This window comes from Brevibacillus sp. AY1 (assembly GCF_029870785.1).
Taxonomy (GTDB): Bacteria; Bacillota; Bacilli; order Brevibacillales; family Brevibacillaceae; genus Brevibacillus; species Brevibacillus invocatus.
This window is the reverse complement of sequence record NZ_JAFLPN010000002.1, coordinates 1-14179: the sequence shown is the minus strand read 5'-3', so window position 1 is coordinate 14179 and position 14179 is coordinate 1. Positions and strand designations below refer to the sequence as shown.

Annotated in this window: 15 protein-coding genes and 2 pseudogenes; 2 read left to right on the top strand and 15 right to left on the bottom strand. The window is 51.3% G+C overall.

The window, feature by feature from the left end; translation table 11 throughout:
* The first annotated feature begins 136 nt into the window (after window positions 1-136).
* Window positions 137-778, top strand: a complete 642-nt coding sequence (locus JZI27_RS03445) for a Crp/Fnr family transcriptional regulator (RefSeq protein WP_280206790.1) — start codon at window positions 137-139, stop codon at window positions 776-778.
* A gap of 54 nt (window positions 779-832) precedes the next feature.
* On the opposite strand, the pseudogene JZI27_RS03440 reads toward JZI27_RS03445, so the two are convergent.
* A pseudogene (locus JZI27_RS03440) lies at window positions 833-1051 on the bottom strand (aromatic ring-hydroxylating dioxygenase subunit alpha); the annotation flags it as partial.
* Between the two features lies 1 nt (window position 1052).
* Here JZI27_RS03440 and JZI27_RS03435 point away from each other — a divergent pair.
* A pseudogene (locus JZI27_RS03435) lies at window positions 1053-1437 on the top strand (solute carrier family 23 protein); the annotation flags it as partial.
* 129 nt (window positions 1438-1566) lie between these two features.
* Here the strand turns inward: JZI27_RS03435 and JZI27_RS03430 are convergent.
* The 14 genes from JZI27_RS03430 to JZI27_RS03365 all read right to left on the bottom strand — a co-directional run bounded on the left by JZI27_RS03430 (window position 1567) and on the right by JZI27_RS03365 (window position 13999).
* Window positions 1567-1992, bottom strand: a complete 426-nt coding sequence (locus JZI27_RS03430; protein WP_122911379.1) for an acyl-CoA thioesterase — start codon at window positions 1990-1992, stop codon at window positions 1567-1569.
* Window positions 1993-2016: 24 nt separating this feature from the next.
* On the bottom strand, window positions 2017-2805 hold the full coding sequence (locus JZI27_RS03425; protein WP_280206789.1) for a 2-keto-4-pentenoate hydratase: 789 nt from the start codon (window positions 2803-2805) through the stop codon (window positions 2017-2019).
* Window positions 2806-2809: 4 nt separating this feature from the next.
* Complete coding sequence (gene dmpG, locus JZI27_RS03420; protein ID WP_280206788.1) at window positions 2810-3838, bottom strand: 4-hydroxy-2-oxovalerate aldolase; 1029 nt, start codon at window positions 3836-3838, stop codon at window positions 2810-2812.
* A gap of 25 nt (window positions 3839-3863) precedes the next feature.
* Window positions 3864-4742, bottom strand: a complete 879-nt coding sequence (locus JZI27_RS03415) for an acetaldehyde dehydrogenase (acetylating) (RefSeq protein WP_280206787.1) — start codon at window positions 4740-4742, stop codon at window positions 3864-3866.
* Window positions 4743-4762: 20 nt separating this feature from the next.
* On the bottom strand, window positions 4763-5542 hold the full coding sequence (locus JZI27_RS03410; RefSeq protein ID WP_122911383.1) for a 2-keto-4-pentenoate hydratase: 780 nt from the start codon (window positions 5540-5542) through the stop codon (window positions 4763-4765).
* 68 nt (window positions 5543-5610) lie between these two features.
* Window positions 5611-7080, bottom strand: coding sequence for an aldehyde dehydrogenase (locus JZI27_RS03405; protein WP_280206786.1), 1470 nt, complete (start codon window positions 7078-7080; stop codon window positions 5611-5613).
* A 16-nt stretch (window positions 7081-7096) separates the two neighbouring features.
* Entirely contained in the window at window positions 7097-7558 is a 462-nt protein-coding gene (locus JZI27_RS03400; RefSeq protein ID WP_122911385.1) for a RidA family protein, read from the bottom strand.
* 16 nt (window positions 7559-7574) lie between these two features.
* Window positions 7575-8570 (bottom strand): amidohydrolase family protein, encoded by a 996-nt coding sequence (locus tag JZI27_RS03395; protein ID WP_280206785.1) that lies wholly within the window; start codon window positions 8568-8570, stop codon window positions 7575-7577.
* Complete coding sequence (locus JZI27_RS03390) at window positions 8555-9094, bottom strand: 3-hydroxyanthranilate 3,4-dioxygenase (protein WP_057134163.1); 540 nt, start codon at window positions 9092-9094, stop codon at window positions 8555-8557. Before JZI27_RS03390 ends, JZI27_RS03395 begins: the two co-directional genes overlap by 16 nt.
* A gap of 36 nt (window positions 9095-9130) precedes the next feature.
* The gene (locus JZI27_RS03385) at window positions 9131-9322 is read right to left on the bottom strand and encodes a 2-hydroxymuconate tautomerase (protein WP_251243247.1); all 192 of its coding nucleotides are present in this window, start codon (window positions 9320-9322) and stop codon (window positions 9131-9133) included.
* Between the two features lie 27 nt (window positions 9323-9349).
* Entirely contained in the window at window positions 9350-9874 is a 525-nt protein-coding gene (locus JZI27_RS03380; protein WP_251243246.1) for an FAD synthetase, read from the bottom strand.
* A gap of 66 nt (window positions 9875-9940) precedes the next feature.
* Window positions 9941-11419 (bottom strand): 4-hydroxyphenylacetate 3-hydroxylase family protein, encoded by a 1479-nt coding sequence (locus JZI27_RS03375; RefSeq protein ID WP_280206784.1) that lies wholly within the window; start codon window positions 11417-11419, stop codon window positions 9941-9943.
* Between the two features lie 433 nt (window positions 11420-11852).
* Entirely contained in the window at window positions 11853-12212 is a 360-nt protein-coding gene (locus JZI27_RS03370; protein WP_122911390.1) for an ArsR/SmtB family transcription factor, read from the bottom strand.
* Window positions 12213-12229: 17 nt separating this feature from the next.
* Window positions 12230-13999, bottom strand: a complete 1770-nt coding sequence (locus tag JZI27_RS03365) for a SulP family inorganic anion transporter (RefSeq protein WP_122911391.1) — start codon at window positions 13997-13999, stop codon at window positions 12230-12232.
* Window positions 14000-14179: the final 180 nt, after the last annotated feature.

Below are 14179 nucleotides of genomic sequence, written 5' to 3'. Positions count from 1 at the left end.
TGACACAAGATCAGGAACAATTCTTTACAAGAGAACGGGTTCAATTTATGATTTGTATTAATATTAGGAATTAAGGGATATTTCGAATATTAACCATTTAACACTTATATAGATATTTTGGTTGAGGGGGATGGATATGACTCATCACAAGTATGCTTGGGAGCCTTATCTGTCAAAGGGAATCAAAAAAACGTTTCCACAGAAAACGACCTTGTTCCATCAAGGCGAGATCGGAAAAGGATTTTACTATCTGTTTGACGGCGAGGTAAAGATCAAATTGACCTCCAACAAGGGCGATGAGCGCATCATCGATATCGTTACACAGGGAGAGCTTTTTGGTGAAGCCGGCATAAAAAAGGAGCCGTACTTTTCAACGGCCCATGTGACGAAGCAATCCATCGTATACTATTTTTCCAATGAAGCATTCCAAAGCATCTGCAAGGAAAATCCGGCGGCTATCGATATTTTCTTGCAGTCCCTGATCCGCAAAGAGCGTCTGCTGGCTGAGATTGTGGCGCAGGAAAACCGCTCTTTTGAGCAAAAGCTGGCCTTTTTCCTGCTGAAAATGTATAACAAGAGCAAAGAAACGAGCATATCGATCAATCAGATTTCACTGTCGAATTACATTGGCACTTCTCGCATTACGGTCTATAAAATTCTTCAGCAATGGGAAAAGAAAGAGATCGTCACGGTATCCAACCGCTCCATTCATATCAATGACCTGAATCGACTGCGTGCGATTTTAAATGAAGATATCATTATTCCTTCTGAGGACTAAGCGTTATGCAAACGGCCCCTCCGACCTATCTCACAGGTCAAAGGGGCCGTTTTTTCAGGCCGTGCCCAGTTTGACGCCCATCTCAGCCAGATACTGGCGGTAGGCAATACTGACACGGTCACATTTGAGAGACAGCTCCACTTGCAGATCCAGCGGCAGGTCCTCCGGCTTCTGGTTCTCCACAATCGGCTTGTCCTGTGCGAAAATCTGGTCCTGGAACTGGTTGATTTCTTTGTCGGACAGATTCAACTCGTAATTGAATGAGATAACGCCCGCTGGCCTGATCGCTGTAACGGGTGTGGGCAGCCGAATGGCCATCATGGCCGGTGGGGTCATCCTGATTGTCCTGGGACTCGTGCCCAAGCTCTCCGCAGTCATCACATGCATCCCGGAACCGGTCATCAACGGTATTTTCGGCATTGTCTGCGTCACTATCGTCGCCAACGGAATCAAGAATCAAGGTGATTCAACATATTACCATCGACGACCGCAGCATGATGGTAATCGGTGTGCCGATCCTGCTTACGCTCGCGGTAACGGTGCTGCCGAAAGAAGCTCTGAACGGCACCCCTGATTTCGTAAACTACGTGCTTTCCTCCGGCATTACCGTCGGGTCGTTGGCCACATCCCTGGCGGCAGACAGGAGCAGCTCGAGATAGCCAAGCCGTCCAACGTGGCTTGATAGGAAAAACACATGCTCCCTGGGCCAATTAAGCTCAAGAAATGATTCGAGGCCTATGCATGTATTTGCATAGGCCTCTTTTATGGAACCGCACGTATTGATTCGATTACACATTCAACAGCTTATCCTGCAAAAACAGCTCCCGCACCTCATCCGGGATCGGAACTGCCTTCAAGTTACCCTTGTCATCGAACTGTACCCAGCCGCGCAGCTCGTGTCCGTTGGCGACCAGGTCTTCGCCGCGATACACTTCATGCTCCAAGCGGAAGGTTTTGCTGTTGACTTCGGTGACGCGGGAGACGACGCGCACAGCATCGTTATACAGAAGCGGCTTGCGGCAGGTCACACCTGCATCGAGGAGCGGCAAGCCGATTTTTTCGTTGTGAAACAAGTCTAGCACGGATACGCCCATTTCATTTACCAGAGTCAGCATTCCGATATCAAACCACTTCATATAGGTGGGATAGTAAATGATACCGGCCATATCGGTATCGCCCCAATGGACTTTTAAATGTACCGTATTCTGTACCATGAGAATCCCCTCTGCTCCCTCGGGTTATTTGCAGGTGAAGGAGACGCTTCCCAATTCAGCAAACTGCACCTGAATCGTATCGCCCGCTTCAAATGCGATGGCTTCCGAGATAGCACCACTCAGTACGACATCGCCTTTTTTCAGACCTTTGCCCTCTGCCCCCAGCTTGTTCACTGCCCAAGCTACGGATGTGGCCGGATGGCCCAGAACAGCAGAGCTGGACCCTACCTGGCTCACAGCGCCGTTCTTCGACATGAACATCCCGAGATTGCCCAGATCCAGTCCGGCAGGAGAATGCCATTTGTTCCCGATGACGAATTTCGCTGACGAGCAATTGTCTGCTACGACATCCACGAGTGTAAACTTGAAGTTCAGGTAACGGCTGTCGATGATCTCAATCGCAGGCGCGACGTACTGTGTCGCCTGGAGGACGTCCAAAGCGGTCACATTCGTGCCTTGCAGGTCTTCTCCCATGAAAAAGGCAATCTCCGGTTCGGCCTTGGGATGAATCAGCTGGTCAAAAGCGATCCCTTCCCATTCCAGCGCCAGCATATCGTGCGTCAAATACCCGTAAATCGCTTCGTGAACGCCCATCATCTGCTGCTTGGGCTTGCTTGTCAGTCCGAGCTTCAGACCGATGCGTCTGGCACCCTCCTGTTCCTTGCGAGCAATCAGTTGTTCCTGAATCGCATAGGCTTGCTCAATCGTGAGGTCCGGATATTGGTCCGTCACCTTTACGACTTCCCTGCGCTCCTTCTCTGCGGACAGTAAATATTCGACGATTTCCAGATCTTTTGCTTGCGTGTAAGCCATCTATTTACACCCCTAACTTTTGTGCTTTGCTCAGTTCTGCGGCCACATCCAGGATCATGTCTTCCTGTCCGCCTACCACTTTGCGCTTGCCCAGCTCCAGCAATATATCGCGCGGGTCTACGTTGTACCGCTTGCCCGCACGTTCAGCAAACAGCAGGAAGCTGGAATAGACGCCCGCGTATCCGAGAACCAGACTGCCACGATTGATATCCTGCGGACGCGGCAAGAGCGGTCCTACCACATTTTCCGCCAAATCCATCATTTTGTAGATATCGATGCCTACGTTGAGTCCCATCCGATCGAGCACAGCGAGCAGGACCTCCGTTTGTGTATTTCCCGCTCCGGCTCCGAGACAACGCACGCTTCCATCGATGCGGGTAGCCCCTTCTTCAATCGCTGCCAAGGTGTTGGCAACCGCCACAGACAGGTTGTTGTGGGCGTGGAAACCAACCTCGATATCGAGCGATTCACGCAATGCGCTGATGCGCTCACGTACCTGATCTGGCAAAAGCGCTCCAGCGGAATCCGTCACATAGACAGCCTGCGCCCCATAGCTTTCCATCAGCTTGGCTTGCTCCACCAGCTTCTCTACAGGAGCCATGTGCGCCATCATCAGAAAGCCCAGTGTCTCCATGCCCAGCTCCCGCGCAATGCTGATGTGCTGAGCAGAAACATCCGCCTCCGTCACATGTGTGGCTACACGAACCAGACTAGCACCCAGGCCATGCGCCTGCTTCAATTCCGCAGCCGTACCAATACCCGGCAGCACCAGTACTGCCAGCTTGGAGTTCTTGCACTCCTCAGCGGCTACCTCGATCAGCCTCATCTCGTTTACGAGCGATCGGCCGTATTGTAGTGTCGATCCACCCAGACCGTCTCCATGACTGACTTCGATATAATGCATCCCGGCGTCGTCCAAGGCACGGGTTACACTGCGTACTTGCTCTTCTGTATATTGATGGGCAACCACGTGACTTCCGTCGCGCAGACACACTTCCGTAATTTTAATGGGCTTGTCACTTTTTCGCTTCATTCGTGATCCCCTCTCCCTTTCTCGATTACTTGCTCGGTTGGCTCAGCATGTGGCGAGCGTAATCTTCCGCCACGCGCGTAGCCGCAGCCGTCATGATATCCAGATTTCCTGCGTAGTTAGGGAAATAATCGCCTGCTCCCTCTACCTCAAGGAACACGGTCACGCGATTTTCGTCAAAGATGGGCTCTTGCTTCATCCGATAGCCAGGTACGTATTGTTTGACGGTTTCGACCATCTCGGCAATCGATCGGCTGATCTTTTCCTGATCCATGTTCTTCACTTCGCAGTAAATCGTATCGCGCATCAATATCGGAGGTTCAGCTGGGTTCAGGATAATGATCGCCTTGCCCTGATCGGCTCCGCCTACCTCTTCGATTCCGCGTTTGGTCGTAATCGTGAATTCATCGATGTTGGCACGGGTGCCCGGCCCCGCACTCTTGCTGGAGATCGTCGCGACGATCTCCGCATACGTCACATCGGCTACGCGATTGACCGCATACACGATCGGGATGGTCGCTTGTCCGCCGCAGGTAATCATGTTCACGTTCTGTTCGGTCAGGTTGGAGCCTGGATTGATTGCAGGACAGAAAAAAGGTCCTCGCGCTGCCGGCGTCAAATCAATCGCCAGTTTTCCCAGCTCTCTCAGCACTTTTGCATGGCGAACGTGGGCTTTGGCGGATGTCGCATCAAAAAAGATATCGGCTACATCCGGGTTTTCCTCGATGGCTTGAATGCCGTTGGAAAACACCTTGTAACCACGCTCCTCTGCACGCTTCAAACCATCTGATTCAGGATCGATTCCGATCATGGCAGTCAATTCGATTACATCGCTGCGCTCGAGCTTATACATCAAGTCCGTTCCGATATTTCCCGAGCCAATGATAGCAGCTTTCACTTTACTCATGCTTCTTTCCTCCCCACCGATTAGTTGAACTTGACAGAAACGGACCCGAGAGACCCGAAATGAGCGACGATATGATCGCCTTTGGTCACGCCAACCGCTCCTGACAGCGCTCCCGGCAGAATCAGTTCTCCCGCTTTCAGCTGGATTCCGAATTCGTGCAGCTTGTTAGCCAACCAAGCAACCGCATGTGCCGGATGTCCAAGCGCAGCAGCCCCTGCTCCGGTCGCGATCATCTCGTCATTTTTGACCAGCGTCATGCCGACACTGCCGATATCAATACCGTCAATAGCACTGATTTTGCTCCCTACAACAACCTTTGCCGAGGAGCCATTATCCGCTACGGTATCGATCAGCTTGATCTTCCAGTCCGCAATGCGGCTGTCGATGATTTCGATCGTCGGCACCACATATTTGGTCGCCATCAATACATCCAGATACGTAATGTTCGGTCCAACCAGATCTTTGCTCAGGACAAAGCCGATTTCCGCTTCTACGCGCGGGATCAGCATGCTGCTTGTATCCACGACTGCCCCGTCCGCTACCTGCATATCATCGAGCAGATGTCCGTAGTCCGGCTCATCCACTCCGAGCATTTTTTGCATCGCAACGCTCGTCAGGCCCACCTTCTTGCCGATCACGTGACGACCTTCTGCGAGCTTTCTTCTCAGTACTTCCAATTGGATTTCGTACGCATCCGTAACATCCAGCTCCGCAAAGCGTTCTGTAATCGGAGCGATTCCCTGTTTGGTGCGTTCCGCTTCCAGCAATTCGCTTGCAATCTCTTCAAGTACTTGTTTCATGTAGATGGCTCCCTTCCTTATCTAGATGCCATAAAGAGTGACTGAATAGCCACTCTTTACGCGTCAACTTACAACTTTAAAGTTATGGTCTTCGCTTCTGTATAAAACTCAAAGCTGTGTCTGCCGCCTTCGCGTCCTACGCCGCTCGCTTTCGAGCCGCCAAATGGCGTGCGCAGATCGCGGTAGTACCAGCAGTTGATCCACAGAAGGCCGGAATTGATGCGTGCCGCCACGCGATGGGCACGACGCAAATCGTTGGTCCAAACGACACCTGCCAAGCCGTAGATCGAATCGTTGGCGATGCGAATGGCATCCTCCTCTGTTTTGAATGGAATCACGACCAGTACAGGACCGAAAATCTCTTCCTGTGCCACGCGCATTTTGTTGTCTACATCGTACAAAACCGTAGGCTCATAGAAGTTGCCCTCGCCCAGCTCAGGGATGCGTTTTCCACCGATAGCCAGCTTCGCGCCTTCGGACAAACCGATTTGCACGTAGTTGTCCACGGATTCGAGCTGCCCTTTGGAAACGATGGCGCCCATATCGGTATCTTCATCCAGCGGGTTGCCGACCTTGATCTTCTTCACCGCTGCCGTGAATTTTTCCAGGAAAACATCATAGATGCTCTCTTGTACAAGCAAGCGAGAACCTGCCAAACAGATTTCACCCTGATTGCGGAAAATGGCTTCGATAGAGCCTGCCACTGCTTCATCCAGATCCGCGTCCTCAAATACGATGTTGGCGGATTTGCCGCCCAATTCCAGCGATACCGGAATCAAGTTTTCAGCAGCATTTCTCATGACGGTTTTCCCTGTCGTCGTCTCACCTACGAAGGAAATCCGACGAACATATTTATGTGTGCTCATTGCCGTACCGACACTGCCACCCGGTCCTGTGATAATATTCAAAACGCCCGGTGGAAGTCCTGCTTCATTCGCTATTTCCCCCAGCATGACTGCGGACAGCGGCGTGTAGGATGCCGGCTTGACGATGACGGTGTTGCCCGCCGCCAGTGCTGCAGAAGCTTTCCAGGTCATTTGCATGAAAGGAAGGTTCCACGGGATAATCAGGCTGGTTACACCTGCAGGCGCATATTTGGAATAAGACATGTGCTTGGCCTGCTCATAGTGCTCGTGGTTGACGTATTTCGCCATTTCCGCGAAGAAGCGCAGATTGGAGGCCGCACGCGGGATATCAAAGCCGCGGCTCTCCTTGATCGGCTTGCCGACGTCGAGTGTTTCCACCACAGCCAGCTCTTCTACGCGCTCCATGACCAGATCGGACATTTTGCACAGAATCTTGGAGCGGTCGTCCACGGACATTTCGCTCCACACGCCGCTTTCAAAAGTGCGCTGTGCGACTTCGATGGCCTTCTCCACATCCTCGACACCTGCGCTTGCTACCGTTGCCAGCTTTTGATTCGTAGCGGGATCAATCGTATCAAAGGTTTTCCCCGCGATAGCATCGACGTATTCGCCGTTAATAAACAATTTGGCATCTTTGACGGATTTCGTATAATCTTGAGCGACCTTATTCACGTGAATCCCCCTTCCGCTATTCTTCAATCTCGACGATCATTTCGACTTCCACTGCATTGTTGAGCGGCAATTGTGCCATCCCTACCGCCGAGCGTCCGTGTTTTCCTTTTTCACCGAACACGGCGACGAGCAGATCAGAAGCCCCGTTCATCACTTTGGGCTGGTCGGTAAAATCAGGCTCGCTGTTCACAAAGCCCAAAATCTTCACGATCCGCTTAACCCGACTCAGCTCGCCTACTTCCTGCTTGACGACGGCCAGCAGGTTGAGCATGCATTGACGTGCTGCATCGTAGCCGACTTCAATCGTGACGTCCTTGCCCAGACTGCCGCGATATTCGTTCGTTCCTTGCCCTGCAGTAAACAGCAGGTTGCCGACGCGCACGCAGCCTACGTAATTGCCGACTGCCTGTCGCGGCTCAGGGAGTGTATATCCCAGCTCCTCCAGGATTTGCTCAGGTGTTTTCGCTTGGTTTTCCATGATCTCTCGTCACCTTTTATTTCATATTTAAAAAGCGCAGGGCATTCTCTCCCATGATGGCTTTCCTCTGCTCCTCTGTGAGCGTAAGCGTGTTTTCCACATCGTTGCCCGGCGGAATTTCCCGCAGCAGGAACGGATAGTCGGAGCCCATCAGGATTTTGTCATGCCCGAAGGAATCGACCAAAAATTGCACGATGCGCGGATCGTTCACCAGAGAGTCGAAGTAGAACTTCTTGGCGTAGTAGCTCGGTGGTTTGTCGATCAGACGCAGATGCGGCCATACCTTCCAGCCTTTGTCCATGCGCGGCAGGATGTAAGGGAATGACCCGCCTCCATGTGCGAAGCAGATCTTGAGATCCGGAAACTTCTCCATGACTCCCCCGAGAATCAGGCTTCCTGCGGCCAAGGCTGTTTCACTCGGCATCCCGACGGTGTACATCAGGTTGTGGCGTGTGATGCGGTCCTTGCCCAATGTCTCCCAAGGGTGTACGAATAGCGGGACATTCATTTTTTCGCATGCCGCGAAAAAGTCGATCAGTGAAGGGTCATCCAGGTTCTTGCCATTGACGTTGGTGCCAATCTCGATTCCCTTCATGTCCAGCTCATTCATGCAGCGCTCCATCTCCCGAATCGCAAACTCCGTATCCTGCAGCGGTACTGTACCCAGCCCGATGAACGTATTCGGATATTGCTTGACGGTTTCGGCGATGAAATCGTTCTGGATTTGTGCCATCAGAGCCGCTTGCTCCGCTGGCGCCCAGTAGGAGAAGGTGACCGGGATCGGAGACAAGACCTGAATGTCTACGTTTTCATTCTCCATATCGACAATCCGTCTGGCAGGATCCCAGCACTGGTCCGTTACTTCGCGAAATACTTTGCCGGCAACCATGATATTGGCTCCGCAGGTGCATGTACGCTGCAAGGTCGGCCAGCGTTCACCAGAGAACTTTTCGACGAAATTGGGGAGATCCTCCGGAATGATATGCGTATGAAAGTCTACTCGCATTTCCATTCACTCGCTTCTTCTGGCATTACGTATCCGCAATTTTTGCATGTGCGAAGATCTTCACTGCCATTGAAACCTTGAATCGCTTCCTTTACCTGTACCTCGATATTGGTCAATTGCACAGTCACCTTGTGCATTTGGTGATCACACTTGTCGCAGAACCATACGAAGTCCTCCAGCTCGCCATCTGCGCGATCGCGTTCGATCACCAGGCCGATGGTGTCTGCTACACGGTGCGGGGAGTGCGGGACATTTGGAGGCAGCCAGAAGATTTCGCCTTCTTTAACCGTGATCACTTCACGTTTGCCTTCGTCGTTGATGATCTCGACGTAGCAATCCCCTTTGAGCTGATAAAAAACTTCTTCGGACGGATCGACGTGGAAATCGCGGCGCTTGTTCGGACCGCCCAACAGCATGACCATCAGCTCTGCGTCTTTCCAGATCACTTTGTTGTTGACGGGTGGTTTCAGCTGATCCTTGTTTTCTTCGATAAACTTCCACAGATTGATAGGCATTAATTTGGTTGCCATTTTGCATTCTCTCCTTTTATTTGGGTATGAATGGATTTAGCGACGCAATTTATCCATGGTCTGTCCGCCAACCGCCCAGTGCTTGTGCGGCAATTCCTGAATCAGCACTCGGACTCTCTCCACCGGGACGTTGAGGGACTCGCCTACTGCCAGAGTCACGTTTTGGATCAGGGCCTCTTTGTCGGCGTCTGATCTTCCTTCCAATATGCGAATCTCTACGATCGGCATCCAATCACTCACTTCTCGTAAATATGCTTACCATCCCAATAGAGAAACCGATTTTTGTGTCTCTCCTTGCGAAAGCAACAGACGAATTCTGGTTGATGAAATCGTCTGACCATCTGAACAATGGACAGGCTCTGTGATATGAACAGGAAAATGGCGAGCCAACAGCCCTACATCGCCTGCTCGGTTTCTTCCAAATTGAAAATCGTTGCCTACGGATACTTCCAGCGGGCCCAGCTTTGCCAAGTCCGCAATGAATGCAGCAGCCGTGCGTCTCGTGAAGGCTTGATCAAAACGGGCGATGACCACATGATCAATGCCCAATTGTGCGATACGCTCCACTTTTTCCTGAACAGTGGTCAGGATTTGTGCACCCTGGAAGAAATGACGAGGAGGAGGATCAAAGGTATAAACCACACTGGGAACGCCCAGCACCCTGCTTCGATCGACGGTTCGGCGAATCACTTCCTGATGCCCCTTGTGAACGCCGTCAAAGGCACCGATCGCGATGACAGAGCCAGTCAAGCTCAGCGTTCCCTCTGCATGCGTTTCCATCTTTTCTCCTCCCAACATTCATCCTGATGAAGGAACGATGAAAGCCGAGTTCTGATTGACCGATCTCTAGACAGTCGTTTTCGACTTGAGGAAATCAGGCAGGTTCAACGCCTCGTCTACCAGATCAAAATTGTTGTTGCGCTTAAATTGATTGTAGAAAATCGCTCTCTTGCGGATGGGATCGCCTGTGTAGTAGCGCTCATACTGGAGCAAACGCTGTCCAAAGGCTTCACCGCACAGATCCCATGCGAGCTTGAACAGTTTTACGCGGTGCTCTCCGGTGATGCCTTCGCGGCCCTGGTAGTACTTCTCCATGTCTCCTGCGATTTCCGGAGCTTCGAAGTCTGCACCGGTCGGGGACATCAAGAGACCGCCAGCGCCGATGATCTGCATGACCTCGATCGCGCGTGGATACATGGTCGGCATCAAGCCGCGTACGGTTTCCAGCGATACCCCACCCGGCATGACTTCGCCAGACGGCAAGGTTTCAAATTCGTATTCCGCCACTCGCAGCAGCGCGCGGATGGTTTCGACGGATTGAATCAGTTCTCCGAGCTGATCCTGTACGTTCAGGAACACATCGACACCGATGGAATCTGCTACACGGCAAGCCACTTCTGCAGCAAACTGGAGCTTGATCAATCCGCGCACACCTGATTGGTGAGCAGGCTGCTGGGCGATCCCTGTCTTCGGATACAGCAGGTTGGCCGCTTCTACGTTGTTGTAGAGGAATACGCGATCCCACGGTACCAGTACATCATCGAAGACCAGAACTGCATCCATTTCCTCGTAGCGGGAAGCCAGCGGATGGTCGAAGAGTGGCCGCGTGCCGTCCTGCATAGGCTCACGGCAAAGCATGCGAAGTCCAGGCGTGTCGACTGGCAGGGCAAAGGCCAGTGCGTAGCGCTCATCACCCGGCTTGAAGCCTGGGAACGAATAGATGATGACTTCATCGGTGATCGGTGCCAGTGTAGCCAGCATTTTCGCTCCGCGAACGATCAAGCCTTCCGGAGTTTCCCTGACGGCACCCAAGTGCGTAAACATGTCGTTTTGCTCATGGGAGCTTTTGCTGCGGTCGTTTTGCGGATTGATGATCGCATGGGTCAGGAACAGGTCATTATCGCGAATATAACGGTAGTAATTTTTGATATTTACTGCCCAGTTCGGGTTGTACTTGTCGAGGAAGTCTGCGTTGCTGTACATCGAAGTCACTACGACGTTCAGGAAGTCTGGCGTTCTGCCCATCAGACCGAAAGTTGCCTTGGCAAAAACCTCAAATACCGCTCTGCGCTTTTGCAGATCCTCGTAATTTCGCGGCACCAGGAAAGCGTTGTTCGTGCGCTCCCCTGTCTCCTCACAGACGTGTGTGATTTGATCCTGGTACTTGGGATCATGCTGCAAGTCATACAGATTGGCCATTTCCAGAATTGGACGTGTAAATACCGGCTCATCGAATACGTTGGTGATTTTACGGCCCGACATCCATACCTCTGGCTGGCGAGATTTCACCGCTTCGATATATTGGGCGCCTGTGCGAATACCCATTTCAATTTCCTCCCTTTTATCCATGGATCTTGCTTGTATTTTTAAAAGATTACAAATATTTAGGTTTCGCGCCTCCCCACCCTCTCTATCTTTTCGCTAGCGCATGTTTTGCTCTTAGTAAGGATTATAAACGTCATTCAAAATGCGAATTGTATTGTAGTTAACGTTTTGTTGAATTAGAAATGAATCTGTCGAAATCTTCTCAAAAGAAAAAAACCACCTGCTCAAAGGTGGCTTCTTCCGGTAGCTTACGTAGATTTTTCGTTGGTACATGCGGATTCCTATCTATTCAGGAGTCAGCCTGCTAGAAACTTCCCGGTCCTACACTGGGGGAGACGGGAATCATTCGCTCCTCTTTTTCTAGGATGATTTTGCTGATGCTTCAATCAAGCGAGTTCGCAGGACACTCCCCTGCTGCTTTGCATCATCTCTCCTATTTACCTGTGGAGTATTCGCTCTCGCTGCTGTTTTCGTCATTGAACTTATCCAGCATGGAGATCGCATCTATCAAATGGTTGTTGAAGATCTGCCGGGCGATTTGGAGAAGATCCACAATCAGCGGTTCGCGCAGGGCATACAGCACCTTGTTTCCATCCTTCGTTCCATAGACGATGTTTTTGGCGCGCAGGATACTCAATTGTTGCGAGACCGCAGAGCCCTCTGTCCCGATCAGCGTTTGCAGCTCGTTGACGTTCTTGTCGCCTTCAGCCAGCAGTTCGAGAATGCGTATACGCAAAGGGTGTGCCAGAGCCTTGAAAAAATCTGCTTTAAACTGTTGCAGTTCTAAATTCATCCGTCTCCTCCTTTTCTTTAATGGGAAGCCGTTGCTGTATGTGTTTCCTCCTGACCCGCTCTACTTTCCCTGATCGGACTGGACAGAAGGGTACATTCCTGGAAAGCAAAATGCTTGCAGCCAATACACTTCTTATTGTCAAGTTTCGTCAAGGCAAAATCAATAGCATCGCCTGTATGTTCAAAGAAATGTTGTTCGCCAATCTCTTCGACTAAGCCTGTTTTTTGCAGCACAGCTCTGGGCTGCTCCTGCATCCCGGAGATGAGCACAATCCCTCCATTGGAATGAACGTGATGCACAATGCCAGCCAGATGCTGATCCACTGTCGTGTCGAGATACGGAACTTTGCCCATGCGAAGCAGCAATACCTTGGGACGATGATCAATCGAGTCGATCAAAGAGGAACCAAACATCTTCGCGACTCCAAAGAAGAGCGGGCCTTCCACGGTGCAAATGCGAAACTGCGGACAATCGTGCAGCTCTGAGACTACATGCGCTCTCACCTTGCTATGTTTGTCCTGGTGGTCAGGAAGCACTCTGGTGACTTTTACAGACTGCCCCATCTGCCGGATAAATTGAAGGACTGCCAACACGAGCCCCACCTCCACTGCAATCGTCAGGTTGGCAAAAACGGTCAGCAAAAAGGTGATCAGCAGGATGAAAGAATCACTGGTCCTCGTTTTCAGCAAATGAATGAACTCTTTGCGCTCGCTCATATTCCAGGCCACGACCATGAGTACAGGCGCCATGCTGGCAATCGGGATACTGGAAGCATACGGAGCGAAAAGCAGGAGAACAGCAAGCACCACAAACGCATGAACAATCCCTGCTATAGGTGAAGCAGCACCATTTCGGATATTGGTAGCTGTTCGCGCTATCGCTCCCGTCACCGGAATACCGCCGAATAACGGCGCCACGATATTGGCGATCCCCTGCCCGACCAGCTCGCGGTTGCTATCATGCTTGCTATCGGTCATACGATCTGCCACCACAGCTGACAGCAAGGATTCGATTCCGCCAAGCAAGGCGATGACGAGCGCGGGCTGCAGCATCTGGATGACTTTTTCCCAAGTGAGCAGCGGAAAATGAAAAGCGGGCAAGCCACTCGCTATCTCGCCAAATGTAGAGCCAATTGTCGCGATCTTCTCAGGAAAAAAGAGATTGGCCACGACACTGGACACGATCAAGCCGACTAACGGTCCAGGCATTTTCGGAAACAATCGCGGTGTGGCCACGATCAGAAGGAGAGAGAGCAGCGCAGTACCCACGCTATACAGGTTGAAGGAATGCAGATGAAGCAGGATTTCCCCCATACTGGAGATAAAATCCTCATGTCTCTCCATACCGGAAAGCCCTAGAAAGTTGCCAATTTGCCCAGAAAAGATAATCACCGCAATCCCTGAGGTAAACCCAACTGTTACAGGACGAGGAATAAATTTGATCAGCGAACCTAACCGAAAAACCCCCATCAGCGCCAGCAGAATTCCTGCCATGAACCCGGCTATCAACAGGTTTTCATACCCATACACCATAACAATGCCCAGAAGTATGGGGATAAACGCTCCCGTCGGACCGCCGATCTGGTATCGCGAACCGCCAAAGATAGAGATAAAGATGCCTGCGATGATCGTTGAATAAATGCCGTACTCAGGCTTGACTCCTGACGCGATGGCAAATGCCATAGACAGCGGTATGGCTACGATCCCAACGATCAGACCTGCCAGCAAATCCTTGCGTAAAGCCTCCACCGAATATCCCGAAAACCGCCCTAACGATGCTCTTCCCACAATATCCCTTCTTCTCTATTGATGAATATTTGAATTTTTGAATATATATATTTTAAAACACTACTATGCTATTTTGTCAATGGAGATACCTGCATTCGGATTGTTCACATTAGAAAACTTGGCTACGCCAAGCTTTTGGCGGAGCCTTAGTTGCACTTATACTATCTTCCGCTAATCTTT